The organism is Myxococcus dinghuensis, from assembly GCF_024198235.1.
Lineage (GTDB): Bacteria > Myxococcota > Myxococcia > Myxococcales > Myxococcaceae > Myxococcus > Myxococcus dinghuensis.
The window spans coordinates 231,214-249,357 of the sequence record NZ_JAKCFB010000004.1 but is presented as its reverse complement, the minus strand read 5'-3'; the positions used below and the strand labels follow the sequence as shown (position 1 = coordinate 249,357).

At 70.7% G+C, this 18,144-nt stretch carries 15 protein-coding genes; 7 read left to right on the top strand and 8 right to left on the bottom strand.

What is annotated here, in order from left to right:
* Positions 1 to 8: 8 nt before the first annotated feature.
* Both LZ198_RS08060 and LZ198_RS08055 read right to left on the bottom strand, forming a co-directional pair.
* Positions 9 to 3,080 (bottom strand): sensor histidine kinase, encoded by a 3,072-nt coding sequence (locus LZ198_RS08060; RefSeq protein ID WP_253971301.1) that lies wholly within the window; start codon positions 3,078 to 3,080, stop codon positions 9 to 11.
* A gap of 246 nt (positions 3,081 to 3,326) precedes the next feature.
* Positions 3,327 to 4,565 (bottom strand): alpha/beta hydrolase, encoded by a 1,239-nt coding sequence (locus LZ198_RS08055; RefSeq protein ID WP_253971300.1) that lies wholly within the window; start codon positions 4,563 to 4,565, stop codon positions 3,327 to 3,329.
* Between the two features lie 164 nt (positions 4,566 to 4,729).
* Here LZ198_RS08055 and LZ198_RS08050 point away from each other — a divergent pair, with 164 nt between their 5' ends.
* The 5 genes from LZ198_RS08050 to LZ198_RS08030 all read left to right on the top strand — a co-directional run bounded on the left by LZ198_RS08050 (position 4,730) and on the right by LZ198_RS08030 (position 9,417).
* Complete coding sequence (locus LZ198_RS08050) at positions 4,730 to 5,293, top strand: hypothetical protein (protein WP_253971299.1); 564 nt, start codon at positions 4,730 to 4,732, stop codon at positions 5,291 to 5,293.
* Positions 5,294 to 5,393: 100 nt separating this feature from the next.
* On the top strand, positions 5,394 to 6,131 hold the full coding sequence (locus LZ198_RS08045) for a hypothetical protein (RefSeq protein WP_253971298.1): 738 nt from the start codon (positions 5,394 to 5,396) through the stop codon (positions 6,129 to 6,131).
* 115 nt (positions 6,132 to 6,246) lie between these two features.
* Positions 6,247 to 7,605 (top strand): tail fiber domain-containing protein, encoded by a 1,359-nt coding sequence (locus LZ198_RS08040; protein ID WP_253971297.1) that lies wholly within the window; start codon positions 6,247 to 6,249, stop codon positions 7,603 to 7,605.
* A gap of 250 nt (positions 7,606 to 7,855) precedes the next feature.
* A complete protein-coding gene (locus LZ198_RS08035; RefSeq protein ID WP_253971296.1) occupies positions 7,856 to 8,053 on the top strand; it encodes a hypothetical protein in 198 nt (65 codons plus the stop codon).
* A 251-nt stretch (positions 8,054 to 8,304) separates the two neighbouring features.
* Positions 8,305 to 9,417: a hypothetical protein gene (locus tag LZ198_RS08030; protein ID WP_253971295.1), complete on the top strand. Its 1,113-nt coding sequence runs from the start codon at positions 8,305 to 8,307 to the stop codon at positions 9,415 to 9,417.
* A gap of 15 nt (positions 9,418 to 9,432) precedes the next feature.
* On the opposite strand, the gene LZ198_RS08025 is transcribed toward LZ198_RS08030, so the two are convergent.
* Positions 9,433 to 10,728 carry a galactose oxidase-like domain-containing protein gene (locus LZ198_RS08025; protein WP_253971294.1) on the bottom strand — a complete coding sequence of 432 codons (1,296 nt, stop codon included), beginning with the start codon at positions 10,726 to 10,728 and terminating at the stop codon, positions 9,433 to 9,435.
* Positions 10,729 to 11,034: 306 nt separating this feature from the next.
* Between LZ198_RS08025 and LZ198_RS08020 the strand changes: the two genes are divergently transcribed.
* On the top strand, positions 11,035 to 12,465 hold the full coding sequence (locus LZ198_RS08020; protein ID WP_253971293.1) for an ELWxxDGT repeat protein: 1,431 nt from the start codon (positions 11,035 to 11,037) through the stop codon (positions 12,463 to 12,465).
* 60 nt (positions 12,466 to 12,525) lie between these two features.
* Here the strand turns inward: LZ198_RS08020 and LZ198_RS08015 are convergent, their stop codons facing one another.
* Positions 12,526 to 13,047: a hypothetical protein gene (locus LZ198_RS08015; protein ID WP_253971292.1), complete on the bottom strand. Its 522-nt coding sequence runs from the start codon at positions 13,045 to 13,047 to the stop codon at positions 12,526 to 12,528.
* A 295-nt stretch (positions 13,048 to 13,342) separates the two neighbouring features.
* On the opposite strand from LZ198_RS08015, the gene LZ198_RS08010 reads away from it, so the two are divergent.
* Complete coding sequence (locus tag LZ198_RS08010; protein WP_253971291.1) at positions 13,343 to 14,353, top strand: PKD domain-containing protein; 1,011 nt, start codon at positions 13,343 to 13,345, stop codon at positions 14,351 to 14,353.
* Between the two features lie 70 nt (positions 14,354 to 14,423).
* Here the strand turns inward: LZ198_RS08010 and LZ198_RS08005 are convergent, their stop codons facing one another.
* From LZ198_RS08005 to LZ198_RS07990, 4 genes are read right to left on the bottom strand one after another with little or no spacing between them, the layout of a single operon-like run.
* Positions 14,424 to 15,182: an iron ABC transporter ATP-binding protein gene (locus LZ198_RS08005; protein WP_253971290.1), complete on the bottom strand. Its 759-nt coding sequence runs from the start codon at positions 15,180 to 15,182 to the stop codon at positions 14,424 to 14,426.
* The gene (locus tag LZ198_RS08000) at positions 15,179 to 16,150 is read right to left on the bottom strand and encodes an iron chelate uptake ABC transporter family permease subunit (RefSeq protein WP_253971289.1); all 972 of its coding nucleotides are present in this window, start codon (positions 16,148 to 16,150) and stop codon (positions 15,179 to 15,181) included. The genes LZ198_RS08005 and LZ198_RS08000 overlap by 4 nt, the downstream gene beginning before the upstream one ends.
* On the bottom strand, positions 16,140 to 17,102 hold the full coding sequence (locus LZ198_RS07995; RefSeq protein WP_253971288.1) for an ABC transporter permease: 963 nt from the start codon (positions 17,100 to 17,102) through the stop codon (positions 16,140 to 16,142). The genes LZ198_RS08000 and LZ198_RS07995 overlap by 11 nt, the downstream gene beginning before the upstream one ends.
* Entirely contained in the window at positions 17,099 to 18,112 is a 1,014-nt protein-coding gene (locus tag LZ198_RS07990) for a siderophore ABC transporter substrate-binding protein (protein ID WP_253971287.1), read from the bottom strand. Before LZ198_RS07990 ends, LZ198_RS07995 begins: the two co-directional genes overlap by 4 nt.
* Between the last annotated feature and the right edge of the window lie 32 nt (positions 18,113 to 18,144).

Genomic DNA, 18,144 nt, shown 5'->3' with positions numbered 1-18,144 from the left:
GTGAAGCCTCACGCTACGTGGGGGCCTCCGCCTTGTCGACCTGGCCCCGGCCGCTGGAAGAGGCGCCTCCAGCCGCGGGCGTTGCGCAGGTAGGCGCGGCGGGCGCTCACCGTGACGGTGATGACGGTGCCCTGTCCCGGGTCGCTCCGGAGGTCGAAGTGGCCCTCCAGCTTCTGCGCGCGCTCGCGCATGCCTCGCAGGCCCCAGTGTCCCGCGCGGCCGCCCTTGTGCAGCACCTCCGCGTCGATGCCCTGGCCGTCGTCACGCACCTCCAGCAGCAGGGACCTGTCGCCGAAGACCAGGTTCACCTCCACCAGGCGGGCACGCGAGTGGGCATAGGCATTGGACAGGGCCTCGCGGCCCAGGTGATAGAGCTCGTCGGCGACCAGCGGATCCACCGCGCCCACCGCCCCCTGGAGGCCGAAGCGGAAGTCCGGCCCGCCGTTCTCGCTCAGCTCCATGCCCAGCGTCTGGAGCGCGAGCGGGAGGTCCAACTGGCTGTCGTTGGCGGCGCGCAGCGTGGCGACGCGGTCCCTGCCTTGCGCGAGCGTGTCGTCGGCGCGGTCCAGCGCCCGTTGGAGGTCGTCGCGGACCGAGCCGGCGGACAGCCGCGACATGGCCAGGTGGACATGGAGCACCAGCGCCTGGATGTCTTGGAGCAGCGTGTCGTGCAGCTCGCGGGCGATGCGCTCGCGCTCGCCGTGGCGCTCCTCCAGGCGCATGCGCAGCCGCCGGGTCACCTGCCACATCCTCAAGACGTAGAGGCACCACAGCGCCAGCAGCGCCACGACCCCACAGAGCACCACGAACCCGCGCGACTGCACGAAGGTCGGAGCGATCTCGAACGAGAGGGAGGCGCCCTCCATGTTCCAGACGCCGTCCTCGTTGGCGGCGATGACCTCGAAGCGGTACGTCCCCGGCCCCAGGTTCGTGTAGATGGCCTCGCGCCGCGCCCCAGGGTCCTGCCAGCCGTCGTCCAGTCCCAGGAGCCGGTAGCGGAAGGAGACGCGCTCCGGCATCCCCAGGGCCAGCGCGCTGTAGGTGATGCGCAGGTCGCGCGTGCGCGGCGGGAGCTGGACCGTGCCGGTGGGAGGATGGACCTGCTCGCCGGCGATGAGGGCGCGGAGCTCCACGGGCGGCGCCACGGGGTTGCGGTGGAGGGTCGCCGGGTCGATGACGCCCAGGCCGTTGGTGGAGGCGAACCACAGCCGCCCGTCGCCGCCCTCCACCAGCGAGGGCATGGGGCGGACCTGCTGCGCGCCCCCGGGCATGCCGTCGTTCATGTCGAAGAGCTCGAACGGCATCGCGTAGCCGGGCTCGACGAGCGCGCGCTCCAGGCTCCGCGTGTCGATGCGCACCCCGCCCGCGTGTCCATGCAGCCAGAGCGTGCCGTCCCGTGTGCGCACGAGGCCGGTGATGCCGCGCAGGACCTCCGGGCGCGAGGCGGTGAGCGGGCGGAAGCGCTCGCCATCGAAGGCGGCGAGCCCGAGCGCGCCACCGACCAGGGGGGTCTTCCCTGGCAGGATGGCGGTCACCGTGCCGGTGCGGAGCCCCTCCGGTTCGGAGAAGAGGCGGACGTGGTCTCCCTCCAGGATGGCGACCTGGTTGGAGGTGTAGCCGAACCACAGGCGCCCCTGGTCGTCGTTCACCGCGCGCGCGGGCGGCAGGTCCGGCAGCGCCGCGAGGTGACCCTTGCGCACCCACGTCTCCCCGTCGAGGCGGTAGACGGTGGAGGCGCGGAAGGACATCCACAGCCGTCCGGCGCGGTCCCGGACGATGGCCTGCACACGCTGGTTCTCCTCCTCCGGTGGGCGGGGCTGCTTCTCGAAGCGGCCCTCGGTGAAGCGCCAGAAACCCTGGGAGCCCGCGAGGAGGAGGGCGCCGTCCCGGTCGAGGAACGTCGCGGTGATGTCCTCCTCGAGGCCGGGGACCTCCTGGGGCGACGACGCGTCCATCCGCCACCAGTGGTCGACCCCCGGCATCTGGGTCGCGGAGCCGCTCCACACCGCGCCCGAGGCGTCGGAGACCAGCGCGAAGTAGCTGACGGCCTCGTCGAAGTGCACCGTCGTCACGTCGTTGGCGCGGAACCGGTCGAGCCCCAGTTGGGTTCCGACCCAGACGTTGCCCTCGCGGTCCTCGAGCAGCGACATCGCCGAGTCGGTGGAGAGTCCGTCCCGCGCGGTGAAGCGGTCCGTGCCGTCCTGGGGGGCCAGGGCGGGGCGGGCATCCGGAGGAAGGGGGAGGCGACAGACGCCGCCCGTGGCACACCCGACGCGCCAGGCGTTGCCGCGCTGGTCGAGGACCTGGGTGTTCGACGCCCAGCCCCGGTCCGACCCGAGGCGCGGGCTTCGAGGCGGCTCGGGTTGGAGCGGGTGGACGAGCGGGCGCATGGGGCCTCGGCTCGAGGTGATCCAGAGGCGCCCGTCCTGGGCCAGCCACATCGTCGCGTCTGGCTCGAGGCCGGGCTCGACGCGCGCGAATCCCCGCGCGTCCCTTTCCAGCAGGAAGGTCCCGGCCTCGCCGACCAGCCAGAGCCGGCCCTCGCCGTCGCGGGTGAGGTCGTTCCAGGGCCCCGGGGGAATGCCCCACCGGGGGGCGGCTTCATGCCACGCGCCCTGCTCGTGGAAGTAGAGGCCCTGGGGCGTGGAGGCCCAGATGCGGCCGGCGCCGTCCTCGGTGAAGTCCTGGACGGGAGCGCCCAGGGGCAGGCCTCCCGGGAGCTGGTGCTCGACCGCTCCCGTGGCGCGGCGGACGCTGGTGCCCCCGAACGAATAGGACACCCACAGGTCCCCCGAACTGGAGGCGAGGAGGACGCTGATGGAGCGCGACGCGAGGCTGTCCGGAGGCAGCAGGTCGTGGCGCTCGAAGGAGACGCCGTCGAAGCGGTACAGCCCGGACGCGGTGCCCAGCCAGAGCCAGCCATCGAGCGTCTGCGCCATGGCCCAGATGCCCGCGGGCGCGCCGTCCTTCTGGGTCCAGGCGGTGTGGTGGAAGTCGTGGAGGGTCGTCGCGCGAGGGGTGGCCGACGCCGGGCGGGAGACGCCCAGCAGGAGGATGCAGGCCAGCAGGCCTCGCGACAATCGAACTTCCATTTCGCGCCAGGATAACCCGGCACTCCATGGCGTGGGGCGCGCGCGTCGGTGGGGGAGGGCTCCGTGTTCCTCCTCCTGGCGAGGGAGCGGACTGCGCGAGGAGCGGCGCGTCCTCGGGGTGCGGGAGGGCAGGCACCTTCGCGCGCATCGCCGCGTGTCCGGAGACCCAGCCCAAGGCCTCCGAGGGCCGTTGCCCCGCCGAGGAGCCGACCTGCCCGCGTGGCCCCGGAGGCCTCACGGACACGCGGTGCCAGGGTCCGCGTACTGGCACCGCGCCGCCTGCGAATACTTGTAGGTGTGGCAGGGCGTGGAGAGGGGGGCCGAGCGGCTCGCCCTCAGTGGGCGCACGGCGCGGCCCCCACATCCGTTCCAGTTCCCCAGCCGCGCGTCCGTGCCGAAGGCGACATCGCGTGCCGCGGTGGAGCCCGTGAAGGCGTAGGTCGCGAGCGCGTGCAGGGGACGCCACACCGCCTGCCGGTCGTGGCTGTTGAGCACGTTCTGCGGGTTGCCGCTGAGGCCCACGCGCGTCATCGGTACGGTGTGTGTGGCGTTGAGGCCGCAGCCGCAGGCATCACTCACCACCGTGAGCCACGCGCGCTCCATGCCCGAGGGCAGGTGGTTCCAGATGTCCTCCACGGCGGTCCGGTGGTCGTTCACGTCGTCGTCGGCATACACCTGGATGACGGCGCGCACGTCCTGGGGGAGCGACTCGTAGTCGTGGCCCCACGAGTACCAGGGGGCCAGCGAGAAGAAGAAGCGCCCGCGTGAACCCCAGCCGCGCTCGACGAAGCCCCGGCGCGCCATCTCCGGCGTGGCACCGCCGCCGTAGCTGTGACCGAAGAAGCCCACCCGCGTGAGGTCGAAGCGGCCCTGCTGCTGCGCGACGGCCGCGAGGAAGCCCTGCCACAGGCAGTCGTAGCGCGCCTCGTTCGGCGCGGTGACGTCGGGCGTGAGGGGATAGGGCACGAACACGACGGCGTGCCCCTGGCTCGCCAGCATGCGGAACAGCTCGACGTACAGGTCCGCGTCGGTCGCGCCGAAGGCGTGCGAGAAGAAGAGGACGGGGACTCCCTCCAGACCGCCGGGCCGGTAGGTGATGACCTGCCCCCGGGCCACGGGGTGCGGGTTCGCCACCTTCTCCTCGATGACCGCGTAGGGCCCCGGTGTGCCCCAGTCGCTGACGGCCTGGACGAGCGTGCCGGGAACGGGCTCCTCGCAGGGCGTGGGGAACGGCGCGGCGGCGCACAGACTCTCGTTGGCGCCGCCATCGGGCTCGCTGCCGGCGTCGCTGGCCCCGGCGTCCGGTGTGTCCCCGGCGTCCGGGGTCGACGCATCGGTCTCCCCGGAGTCGGGGAGCCCCGCGTCGGACTCGGCTCCGGAGTCGGGAGGCGCCTCGGGGTCGGGCTCCGACGACGAGGCGCACGCGGTGGAGAGGAGGACACCCAGGAGGCAGACGAGGACGGTGCGGGACATGAGGGAACACTCCGATTCTGTAGGGCGAACACCCGTCCCGGCCGAGAGTTGCGGAGCAGGGGGCGTTTTCGCCGCGCAGTCGGGAGAGGCACGGCCTCCTCCCTGCCGTGGGACGGCAGGTCGGGAGTCACGAGCCCGCCGAGGCACGTCGGATGCAATCGCGGATGTCCATGTTCTACTGCTCCTGGTCCTGTCTCTTCACGCCGCTCTTGCTGTTGCTGTCGCTGGTGACAATCGGGCTCGGAACCCGCGGGAAGCCGCGCCGACTCGTCACGGCGCTCGTCGCGTTGGGCATGGCAATCTGCCTCACCGTGGGCGCGTGGTGGGAGATGCGTCGGCTGCGCTACCCATACGTCGACCCGCGCCCCGGCCCTCCGGTCGGAGACCTGGTAGGAGACTGGCTGTCGCCCACCCTCGGCACCGTGTCGTTGCTCGGAGATGGGACCTATCTGCGAGGCGCCGAGCGCGGAACGTGGACCTACGTCGACGGACGTCTGCACCTCGGGAAGGAGCGGTGGTGTGTTCACCGCATCGACGGCGTGCTCCGGGTCGGAAATCCGAGGTCATGTCTTCCCGTACCGGACGAGCCGCCCATCGACGGGGACGACGCGTACTACTGGCCGGAGCCCATCCCCTTCAGTCCCGAGGCCCTGGACCGCTTCTTCTCACGGGTGACCACGCCGTCCCGGGATGCGCAGGGGAGGCCGCGTCCCCCCGAGGCGCCGTAGCTCGGGCGCGTCATGGCGGAGCGCGCCGCGCGGGGCGTCGACGCGGACTGCTAGAGTCATCCACGCCGTCCGCACCCTTCCTCCTCGAAGAGGCCTGTTCATGCGCCGTCTCGTCCTCGCGTGGCTCCTGCTGGCCGCGACAGCCTCGTGTCGACGCACCGAACCCCCGCGCACCGAGTCCTTCGGCGACGCGACCCTCACTTCCGTGCGCTCCTGCAAGTGGCTCGACTGGGAGAACACCTCCTGTCGAATCGACTCCGTCCTCACCGCGGGGACGACCCGCCTCGAGCGGGTCAACTCGGTCTCCGCCAGTCCCCACGCCGAGCGGCTCGTGGTCATCCTCTCCAACGGAGGGGCTCTGGTGCTGGAGTCGCGCACCGGCACCGTCCTCACGCGACTGCCCGTGCTGTCCTCCGTGGAGACCTGGTGCGGCGACGCGGCGGTGGTCGTGAACTCGCCGCTCACCTCCTTCGGCGCGAACGGCGGCCCTCAGGGCACCACCCTCGAGCACGTCGGGTTCGAGCCCGGAGGGGAGACCCACCGCGACACCATCTACCGGGGACTGCGCAGGGTGCCGCGTGTGCTGTGCGGGCCAGCGCGGACGCTCGCCCTCGTGTTGGACGAGAACCCACCGGAGGCGCCCATCGGCCTGTACCACTGGGATGCGCGGCAGGGACTCCAACTCGTGGAGGACTGGCCGGGGGGACGCATCGAGGGCGGGGATGCCTCGGACCTCGTCCTCTCCTGGGCCGCGTCCGGCAAACCGGAGTGGTGCGCGCGCAGCCGTCCGTACTCGTTGGGGACCTGTCGCTCACCCGCCCGCGCCGCGGGCCGCTGAGTCCCAGCGGGCGACCTCCCCGGTCCCAGCCTCCACCGGAGAAGAATCGAGCGGGTCGGCGAAGACTTCCCGCCGGCTCCGTTCACGGGAGGACTTGTCTGGTCCAGGAGGCCACATGCGGGTGAGACCACTGTTCGTCACACTGGGATGTCTGTCCGTGGGAATGGTCGGTTGTGGGGAGGAGAAGTCCTCGGAGCCGAAGTGGGAGGTCGGCTCGGGGCTCCGGCTCGATGACGACAACGTGGTGAGTGTCGCGTACGGCGCGGGGCCGGGGACCGTCGTGGAGGGGAGCGATGCCCGGCTGAGCGATGCCCGGTCCCCGCTGCCCGGGAGCCCCAGCTACATCCACAACGGGACGCAGACGCAGGAGGCCACCCTGTCCGTGACGGGGGCGGCCACGTCGAAGGCCGGCCTGTTCGTCGACGCGACGTCCGCGGTCGCGACGCCGGGGCCGCTGCTGCGCGTGACGAACACGAGCGCGGCCTCGCCTGTGTGGGACTCGCTGCCCCTGTTCTCCGTCGACGCCGCGGGCGGGCTGCTGGCCCGGGGTGAGGCGGGGTTCGGCAAGATTCCGATGACGGGGGCGGGCGTGCGGATGATGTGGTTCCCGAAGCAGGGCGCCTTCCGTGCCGGCGTCGCGGACACCGAGTGGGACGAGGCCCACATCGGTGTCGACTCGTGGGCCGGAGGAAGCCGCTCCATGGCCAGTGGCTATGCCTCGCTCGCGTTCGGTGACGCATGCCAGGCGACCGGCGTGGGGGCGGTCTGCTTCGGCGCCACGAACAGCGCCTCGGGGTCCGTCAGCTTCGCGAGCGGAGCCAACTCCGTCGCCAGCGGCTTCGCTTCCCTCGCGCAGGGGTACACGACCTCCGCCACGGGCCAGGGCTCCGTGGCGCTGGGCTACCGGGTCGCCGCGGACGGGGACTACTGCACGGCGCTGGGCACGCGCGTCTCCTCGGGAGGTTGGAAGGGCTCGTTCATCTGGGGCGACGTCTCCACCACCACCCCGGCCACCAACACCGCGGACAACCAGTTCCTGGTCCGCGCCGCGGGCGGCATCCAACTGCGGACCAACTCCACCCTGACCACGGGCTGCAACCTGCCCGCGGGCTCGGGCGTGTTCTCCTGCACGTCGGACCGCCACCAGAAGGAGGACTTTCTGCCGGTGGATGGCGAGCGGCTCCTCGACGAGGTCGCGCGCCTGCCCGTGGAGACCTGGCGCTACAAGGAGGAGGCGGCGGGTGTGCGGCACCTGGGCCCGGTGGCCCAGGACTTCCGCGCCGCCTTCGGCCTGGGCACGGACGACAAGAGCATCGGGATGCTCGACATCGACGGCGTCAACATGGCCGCCATCCAGGCGCTCGAACGTCGCACGCGCGAGCTGCGCGCCATGAGCGCCGAGGTCCGGGCCCTGCGCGAGGAGCTGCGCGAGCTCAAGCGGGACCTGGCTCGCTCGCGCTCCTCCCTCCCGTGAGGACGTCTCCACCGGATGGGCGCGGCCCAGGTGCGAGACCTGGACACGCACGACGACCCGTCCGGTGTTTCATCGGGTGGTTTTCGCGGGCGCCGCGTGTTCGTTTCCGCGACAGCGTGTGTTCGTCTTCGCAACGGCTCGTTCGTCTTCGAATCGGTCTCTTGGGTGTTGATGTAATCGTGTTGCGAGAATGTTGACGCTGGTGCGGGTGTCGGGCGAGAGTCCGGGCCCTCACCCGAAGGAGTCGACAATGCGCAACATGATGCTGCGAGGACTGGGGCTGGTGGCGATGCTGGCGGCGGTGGGCTGTGGCGGTGCGGCGGATGACGCCGTCCAGACCGACCTGTCCGAGCAGGAGCAGCAACTGCCCCGTTGCCTGGTGGACGAGCCCAAGCCGTGCCCCGATGGCTACTACTGCGACATGAAGACCTGTCGTCCTTTGCCGTAGCTTTCGCTGGATTCGCCGGGCGGCGGGGACGACACGCCTCCCGCCCGGCGCCGGGACTCCGTCCAGGACGTCGAGTCCCTCCGCGCCACCCCCTCCCAGCTCCCCCGAGCCCGAGCAGCCCTCCGGCCGCACGCCTCTCAGGTGCCCGGTCCCGGCCATGATTCGCCCAGGTTGATTATTCCGCATTGCGGAATATCTGCTTGCCGGTGTATCTGGCGACATTCCGTCGGTTCGTTCCCGGGAAGTCGCCCGTGCTCCTCGCCGCCCACTCCATCGCTCCGCCCGTCGTCCCATCCGAGGCCCGTCTTCAGCAGCGGGAGGGGCGGCGATACCGGCGGACGACGGGCGGATGGGTGCTGGTCGCGTGCCTGCTCGTGCTGAGCGGCGCTGGCGTCGCCCACGCGGAGTCGCGGTTCGAACTCGATGCACCGTTCAACGTGGGGTTGGACCGCTCGTACGTGTTCTATTCGCCCAGTCGCATCCGGCGGGTGGGGGACGCGGAGCCCTCGCACCTGGTGTTCGAGGCGCAGGTCGCCCCCAACCTCTTCCTCCCCCAACTGCACATCGGCCACGCCACGCCCACGCTGGGCGAATACATCATCAGCGCGGTGGTGACGCCGAACATCCGGCTGCGGATGCTGGCGCAGGAGTCGAGCCCCGTCATCCCGCCGTCGTTCATGCCGAAGCTGACGCTCCAGGTGGCGCACTTGTGGAAGCCCACGCTCGACGAGGCGGGGCAGCCGCGCCGCTTCGCGCTGAGCCTCGTCAACCTCGTGGTGGGGCACTACTCCAACGGGCAGGCGGGGTGCTTCTACGAGAACCAGGAGGAGGCCGAGCATGGCTGCGCCACCGTCTCGGGCCGCCTGCCGCTCAACGAGACGTCCGGGGACTTCTCCACCAACTTCATCCGGCTGGAGGCGCAGGGCCGCGTCGTCGGCCACATCGACATGGCGCGGCGCTCGGCGTGGACGCTCGGCGCCAGCGCCTTCATCGAGCGCAACTCGTCGCTCGCCTTCGGCGGAATCACCTCGGAGATGCGAGAGGTCTACGGGGACGGGCACCTGGGCTTCGGCCTCATGCTGGAGCGCATGTGGTTCGAGCACCGCTTCCGCGTGGAGGGCAACCTCGGTGGCCCCTTCGGAGAGACGCCCCGTCAGCGGTGGACGCTCAACGTGGAGGCGGCCATCCTGCCGCGATGGGCCGCGGGCTTCGGCGCGTTCGCGCGCTACGTGCGCGGCCAGGACGCCCTCAACATCCTCTTCCTCCAGCCGGTGAGCCTGGTCCAGTTCGGCCTCATCTTCGAGCTGGGGCCGGGGCTGCGGGCGCGCACCTCGCCCACAGGGGATCCGCTCGGGGCCACCTGATGCCGGGCGTGCGGCTCACGGGGGCGGGATGCGGATGCGGCGGCCGTACGAGGGGACCCCCGCGTTGTTCACGATGAAGAGCTGGTAGTAGCCCGGCGGCGCCACGTTGCGGTTGGGAGGTGCGGTGACGGTGAGGACGCCGGCGCCCTGGGTGAAGGGCAGGGTGAGCAGCCGCTGTCCCTGGTCGAAGGTGTGCGTCACGGAGCTGATCCCGATGAGCGACACCCGGGTGATGGTGCTCGCGTCGGGCGTGGTGATGGTGAAGGTGCTCGCGGGCAGGGCCGTGGTCGGCGCCGCGGTGACCGTGGGGCGGGCTCCCTTGAAGAGGTAGGGCGGGGAGAACACCTCCGCGGTGAGGTTCTGGTAGCCACCCGAGGAGAGCACGCGCCCATCCGGGAGCAGCAAGCCGATGGAGTGGTAACCACGGTACTGGGTGTTGCCGGACATCAAGGTCCAGGTGTTCGTCACGGGGTTGTAGAGCTCTGCCTGGTAGACGGGCGCGGTGTCGTCGTTGAAGGAGGGGCCGCTGCTGCCGCCCAGGACGAGCACGGTGCCATCCGGGAGGATGACCGCGTTGTGCTGGCGCCGGCGGATGTTCATCGACGCCACGTACGAAAAGGTGGGGTTGGGGGCGTTGAGGTCGATGACCTCGACGGTGGGGGTGGGCGGCTCTCCCCCGCCGATGAGGAGGAGCTTCCCGTCCAGGTAGACGGCCGGGCCGTAGCTGCGGCCGCCGTAGTTGCTCACGGGGCCGTTGGTCCACGCCCCCACGCCGGTCGGGTCCAGCCAGAGCGAGCCACGCAGGGAGCCGGCGTAGAAGACCTTGCCGTTCGGGGCGAGGAACATCTTCGGATAGAACGGGATGTTCATCGGCGCGCCAGTGAGCGTCTTCCAGGCGTTGGTGGCCGCGATGAACCGCTGGGGAATCGTGTTGATGTCACCCGGGCCGTTCATCTCGCCGGAGGTGACGAGCACGTCGCCGTTGTTGAGCGTGGTGTTGGTGGGGTACCAGCGCGGCGCGTTCATGTCCGGCAGCCGCGTCCAGGTGTTGGAGAGATAGTCGTAGAGGCTCGCGTTGGGCAGGCCCACGTCGGACGCGATGTGGCCTCCGGTGACGAGCAGCTTCCCGTTCGACAGGAACGCGTGGCCCGAGCAGAAGATGTTGTAGCCGGCCAGGGGCAGGTCGGTGAGTGTCTGGGTGGTCGGGTCCCACCGCCGAGGAGGGTAGTTGCCCTCCTCGAACTCACCATAGAACACCACCTTCCCGTCCGGCGTGAGCACGGTGTGCGTGGAGGAGATGGGCCAGGTCATCACCGTCGACCATCGTCCGACCTGTGAGGGGGACTGGGCCTGGACGGATGGCGCGAGGAGCAGGAGACCGAGGATCCATGCCGCGTGCACACAGGGTGCGCGGAGGCGGGGGCGGTTCGACATGCGGGGCTCCGGAGAGGCCGCGACTCGCGGCGCCGCAACGTAGGCACTGCGCATGGCGGGTCGACCTGTTCGCCCGTCGGAGGGGGGTGACGGCTTCGAGACGCACGGTTCCCACCCGGGGGGCGTTGTCCGCCGCCGCGGAATGGCTTGGTCTCCGCCCTTCGCTGAATGGAGGAGTCCCCCATGTTGCTCAGGAGCCGTTACCTGCTGATGGTGCTGATGTTCGCGAGCTGCGCCCCTTCGCCGGGAACGCGTGACACCGAGGGGGAGGCGTCGGGGCTGGTGAACGGGGCATGGGAGTACTGCTCGAGGACCGCCGAGTCGATGGGCGTCGTCCCCGCCCAGGTCGACCCCTATGCCGCGTCCATGGTGGCGGGGCCGAACGGCCTGCTGTTCGCGGCGGACGACGGCACGCGCGGGCGCGAGCTGTGGGTGAGCAACGGAAACCGCGACGCGGGGACCCGGCTGGTGAAGGACCTCTTCCCCGGGGACGCCGGCTCGGACCCCTCGGAGTTCACGCGGGTGGCGGACCGCGTGTTCTTCGTCGCCCACGACCACCTCTCCGGCCGGGAGCTGTTCGCCACGGATGGCACCGCCGCGGGCACCTTCCGGGTGGAGGAAATCTGGCCGGGGGATGCCGGCTCCTATCCGGCCGGGCTGATGCAGTACAACGGCCGGCTCTACTTCGCGGCGGGGACGCCGGCGCACGGTCGCGAGCTGTGGCTCAGCGACGGCACCACCGCGGGGACCGACCTCGTCGAGGAGATGGACGACGGCATCGAGGGCGTCGCTCCGGACCAGCTCACGCGGGGAGGGGATGGCGCGCTCTACTACCTGGCGCGCTGGCGCGACACCTTCACGGTGTTGATGCGCTCCATGGGGAGCGCCGGCGCGCTCGAGCTGTTCCGCGTCCCCAGCCACATGGGGATCGCCCCGCCGCTGGTCCCCGTGGGGACCAGCCTGTTCTTCGTCATCCCCGGCGCCCATGACGGCGACATGCGGACGATGCTGATGGTGACGACGAACGGGGCGCCCCCGGTGAAGCTGGGGCACTTCGGAAAGGTGTCGGAGCTGGCGGCGGTGGGCGGCAAGCTGCTGTTCAGCGCCACGCCCGACGTGGGCAGCGACGACATGGAGCTGTGGATCAGCGACGGCACGCCCGCCGGCACGAAGCTGCTGGAGGACCTCCGGCCCGGAGCCGCGGGTTCATACCCCGACCACTTCACCGTCCTGGGCAACCGGCTCTTCTTCTCCGCGGACAACGGGACGCACGGTCGCGAACTCTGGGAGAGCAACGGCACGGCGGTGGCCACCCGCCTGTTCGCGGACCTGGAGCCTGGCGCGGGCGGGTCCTCCCCCGAGGGCTTGACGACCGTCGAGGACCACTTCTTCTTCCGCGCCACCATTGGCAACCGGGGGACGGAGGGGTGGGTGAGCAACGGGACGCGCATCGGCACCGTGGCGCTGACGGAGCCGGCGCCGGGTCCCCGCTCGTCCTCTCCGAGCGACTTCACCCGCGCCGGCTCCTTCGTCTTCTTCACGGCCGCGGACAACAGCGGGGTCCGCAAGCTCTACGCGCTGCCCTTCCGGCCCGAGGGTGGGTGTCCTCCCTGACGCTGGACGCGCGCGGCGCCGGACGGACCTGGGGGCCCGCCCGGCGCGCCTGGCAGACGCCTACCACTTCTCGATGGAGGTGATGGTCAGCGCGAACGGCGCGCCGATGAAGCTGGAGTCCGACGTGCAGGGCCGCTCGGTGATGTCCTGGAGGTTGGCGGAGTAGTAGCCGAACGTCGAGCCGTTGCCCTTCTCGTAGAACACGTTGCCGTCCGGCAGGACGACCTTCCAGACGTAGTCGAAGTGGGTGTACCACTTCGTCCCGCTGCGGGTGGAGATGGTGCTGCGCACGGTGGTGGTCCAGGTCCACGGCGCGGAAGCCGGCGCTTCGACCGTCTGCGTGTTGTCCCAGTCGATGGCCACGCCGTTGCTCATCCCGCCCCAGCCGTGGATGAGATACACGGACGTGCCCCACGGCAGCGTGAAGTTCCGGTACGACATCCGGACCTCCGCCTCGTAGGAGCTGGCGTAGACACAGGAGTGGAGCACCGCGCGCCCGTCCGCCCACTGCTCCGACGCCAGCGCCGACGACGAGACGAGCAGCAGCCCGACGGCCAGGATGTTTCGTGCAATCCGGTTCATGAAGAGACTCCCAGGTGAATGGTTCGGCCTGACTCTCTATCACGCGGATGGGTGAGGGTGCACTCCCTGTGTGTCTGAAAACACACCTCCTCATGTCTCACGCGCGCAGGATTTGCGGTCGTCCCGAGCGATACCCAGGCACGCAGAATCTGCCGGCGGTGTCCTGCGGGCCCCAGCGGCGCCAGCGCATCGGTGTCAATGTTTCCCCATTCTGTCTGTCTTGCCGTTGATGCACCTTCGCGGCCCTCGCGACATGTCAGGCGAATCTCCGCCTGGGCGCGAGGAGGAGCCGTCCATGCGTGCATTGAAAACCCTCACAGTCGTCGCCTCGTTGGTGGCGCTCGTCGCTGGCTGTGGTTCGGAGTCGCCGTCCACCGGCGCGGTCCAGGTGGTCATCGGGAACCAGGAGTTCGCCGCGTCGGAGGCCTCCGTGACGCGCATCCAGGTGGTCGTCTCCGGCGCGGACTTCGCGGACATCTCCCAGGACCTGGTGAAGACGGACGGCGTCTGGGGCGGCACCCTCGCGGACATCCCGTCCGGCACCCAGCGCAGCTTCCGGCTCACCGCCTTCGCCTCCGACAACTCGCACCAGTACGAGGGGCAGGCCTCGGGCGTCACCATCCTCGCGGGCCAGACGGCGCTGGTCGCCGTCACCCTCCACGACGTGTCCACGCCGCAGACGCCCACCAACGAAGTCCCCATCATCGACTCGGTGACGCTGTCGGCCACGACGGTGGAGCCGAACGGCGTCATCCAGTTGAACGCGACCGCGCACGACCCGGAGCCCAACGACCACCTGTCCTACTCCTGGAACGCCAGCTCGGGGCAGCTCAGCAGCACCACCATCGCGAACCCCTCCTGGACGGCGCCGTCCTCTCCGGTGGCGACCGTCTACCTCACGCTGACGGTGCGTGATCAGCAGAACGGCATCAGCGCGGTGCGCCTGACCGTCACGGTGGCCCCGCCCGGCGTAGCCGTCGGGGGCGCCACCGTCCAGGTGACCTTCAATCACCCGCCCTTCGTCCTCAACGTCATCGCCAACGAGGGGCGCGTGCTGATGGGGCAGAGCACCTATCTGTCCGCCAACGTGGTCGACCCGGACCGTGGCGAGGTGTTCTATCAGTGGACGGCGAGCTGCCCCGGGACGTTCTCCACGCCCACCAGCATGTCCTCGGTCTTCACGCCCTCCGCCGTCCCGGCGGCGCCCTGCAACAACTGCCTCGTCACCATGACGGCCCGGGATCCGCTGGGCGGCGTGCGCTCCGCCTCGACCCACATCTGCGTGGTCGCCACGGCCCTGCCGTGAGCTGACCGCGTGACGCGGACGTGACGCGCGGGAGGCTGGACGCTGTCGCCTCCCGCGCCCGGGCGCTTCGTCAGCGGTAGTGGGTGGCGATGAAGTCGCCGTCGATGCGCTGGATGGAGATGTCGAGCTCGTAGACGGCGCGCAGGACCTCCGGGCGCATGATGTCCGCGGGGCGCCCCTGGAACGCGACCTTCCCGTCCCGCATGGCGATGAGGTGGTTGGAGTAGCAGGAGGCGAAGTTGATGTCGTGGAGCACCACGACGACGCTCTTCTGGAGCGCGTCCGCCGCGTGCCGCAGGTGCTTCATCATCGACACGGCGTGCTTGAGGTCCAGGCCGTTGAGCGGCTCGTCCAACAGGACGTAGTCCGTGTCCTGGCAGAGCACCATCGCCACGAAGGCGCGCTGCCGCTGGCCGCCGGACAGCTCGTCCAGGAAGCGCTCGGCGAGCGCGTCCAGTCCCATGTGGCGGATGGCCTGCTCCACGTGCTCGCGGTCCTTCACCGTCGGCCGGCCCTTGGAGTGCGGGTAGCGGCCGAACGTCACCAGCTCGCGCACCGTCAGGCGGGCGGTGAGGGGGTTGTCCTGGCGGAGGATGGCCAGCCGGCGCGCGAGCACGTCCCCGGGCGTGGTGGTGACGTCCAGCCCGTCCACCCGCACCGTGCCGGAGGACATGGGCAGCACCCGGCTCATCATCGACAGGAGCGTCGACTTGCCGGCCCCGTTCGGTCCGATGATGGAGGTGATGCCTCCCACCGGGAGCTGGAGGGTGACGTCGTCCACGACCACCGTCTGGCCGTAGCGCTTGGTGACGTTCTTCGCCTCGATCATACCGGCGTCTTCCTCATGAGCATCGTGATGAACACCAGGCCGCCCACGAACTCGATGATGACGCGGGGGCTGGCGTCGAAGGCGAAGAGCCGCTCCAGGGCGACCTGCCCGGCGACCAGCGCCACGGCGCCGATGAGCGCGGCGGCGGGGAGCAGCAGCACGTGCCGGTAGGTGCGCATCAGCATGTGGGCCAGGTTGGACACCAGGAGCCCGAAGAACGTCACCGGGCCCACCAGCGCCGTGGAGACGGAGACCAGGATGGCCACCAGCACCAGGATGAGCCCCGCCGTCCGCCGGTGGTCCACGCCCAGGTTGATGGCCGCCTCGCGGCCCAGCACCAGGACGTCGCACGCCCCCAGCACGCGCAGGCCCACCAGGGAGACGCCCAGCGTCACGGCGGCGGCGACGAGCAGCAGGTGCGCGTCCGGGTTGTTGAAGCTGGCGAAGAAGCGGTCCTGGAGGAAGATGAACTCGTTGGGGTCGATGACGCGCTGGAGGAACTGCGCCAGGCTCCGGAAGAGCACACCCAGCACCACGCCCGTGAGCAGCAGCAGGTGGAGGCTGCGTCGCGCCCCGCCGAACAGGCCCCAGTGCAGCAGGCCGGAGAAGGCCACCATGACGACGACCTCCACGCCGAACAGCAGGCGGGGATCCATCCGCGCCACCGTGCCCGACCCCAGGAAGAAGAGCAGGCACGTCTGGATGAGCACGTAGAGGTAGTCGAACCCCATGATGGCGGGCGTCAGCACGCGGTTGCCCGTCACCGTCTGGAAGAGGACCGTGGAGACGCCGATGGCGTAGCCCACCAGCAGCGCCGTCGCGAGCTTCCGCCCGCGGAACGGCAGCACGAAGTCCCACTGTCCGCCCACGTCCACGAGCAGGAACACCAGGGCGCACGCCGTCGCCACGCAGCCCAGGACGAACAGGGTGCGCTCGGGCCTGGCGAGCGGGACGCTGCTAGCCGACACGGGCGTTCCTCCGCAGGAGCAGGTGGAGGAAGAGCAGGCTGCCGAGGATGCCCGCGAGGGTCGCCCCTGGAATCTCGTAGGGGAAGCGCACCACGCGCCCCAGCAGGTCGCACACCAGGACGAAGCCCGCGCCGCCCAGCGCCACCCAGGGGATGGAGCGCCGCGCGTTGTCCCCCATGACCAGGCTGACGACGTTGGGGACGATGAGGCCCAGGAACGGAATCATCCCCACGGTGACGACGACCATGGCGGTCACCATGGAGACGATGACGAGCCCCAGCACCACGATGCGCCGGTAGCGCAGCCCCAGGTTGGTGGTGAAGCTCTCCCCCATGCCCGCCACGGTGAAGCGGTCCGCGGCGACATAGGCCAGGCAGGTGAGGCCCAGCGTCACCCAGAGCAGCTCGTACCGGCCCCGCAACACCGTGGAGAAGTCGCCCGTGGTCCAGGCGTTGACGGACTGGAGCAGCTCCATGCGGTGGGCGAAGAAGGTCGTCACGGAGTCGATGATGCCGCCCAGGACGATGCCCACCAGCGGCACGACGAGCACCGAGCGCAGGGGGATGCGCTGGAGGATGAGCAGGAACAGGGCGGTGCCCGCCAGCGCGAAGAGCGCGGCGATGCCCATCTTCGCCAGCACGGGGAGCTGGGGCGCGAGCGCCGTCGCGGCCAGCATGCCCAGGCTCGCCGACTCCGCCGTCCCCGCCGTGGCCGGCTCCACGAAGCGGTTGCGCGCGAGCATCTGCATGATGAGGCCCGCGACGCCCAGGGACGTGCCCACCAGCAGCACCGCCAGCAGCCGGGGGATGCGGCTGACGACCAGCACCTGGACGGCCCGCTCGTCGGGCGTGGGGGAGACGAGCGCGCTCCAGGACAGGTGCCCGACGCCGACGAGCAGGCTGGCCCCGGCCACGACGACGAGCACGAGGAGCGCGAGGGTGAAGCGTTTCACGGCCCAGCGACCTGGCGGGGCGGGGCGGCGTAGGCCGCGGCGACCTGGTCCCGCAGGTGCTTCACGGCCTGGATGCCACCGCCGATGAGATAGGCATTCATCGGGTCGAGATAGACGACCTGGCCCTTCTGCCAGGCCGTCGTCTGGCGCACCAGCTCGTTGCCGAGCACCTGCTGCGCGCCGCCCTGCTGCCCCATGCCCGCGTCCCGGTCGATGACGAACAGCCAGTCGGGGTTCTTCTCGCGGAGGAACTCGGAGCTGATGACCTCGCCGTGCAACGAGGCGGTCAGCCCGTCCACGGCCACCGGCACGCCGAAGTCACCGTGGAGGATGCCGAAGCGGGAGCCGGGGCCATAGGCGCTGATGCGCCCCCCGGTGACGAGCACGACGAGCCCCTTCCCGCGCGTCGCCGCCGTCTCCTTGAGCGAGGCGACGGCCTGGCGCAGCGCCGAGACCAGCTCACGCGCCTTCTCCTCCTTGCCGAAGATGCCCGCCAGGAGCTCCGTGTTGGCCACCACCGTGTCGAGGTAGTTCGCCCCGCCCATGGGCAGGTCGACGGTGGGCGCGAGCTGGGAGAGGTTGGCGTACTTCGCGCTGGAGCGCCCCCCGGTGATGATGAGGTCCGGGCGCGCGGCGTGGAGGGCCTCGTAGTCGGGCTCGAACAGCGTCCCCATGCGCCGGTACTTCGCGTCACCGAAGGGCGCCAGGTGCAGGGGGAACTGGTCCCCCGCGACACCCAGCACGTCCACCCCCAGCGCCTGGAGGATGTCCAGCGCGGCCAGGTCGAAGACGACGACCCGCTGGGGGTTGCGCGGGACGACCGTGGTGCCCTGCGCGTGCGTCACGCGGTGCCCCTCGGCCGCCTGCGAGGAGGGCGCCGCCGCGGGCGCGGACGGGGCCGGGACGTCCCCACGCAGGAGCCACGTCACTGCGCCCGCGCCTCCGAGGAGGGCGACGACGGCCAGGATGACGACGGGGGACGACGACGGACGACGGTCAGGTGTGCTCACGGTTTCATCCAGCCCAAGGCGCTCGAAGCGAA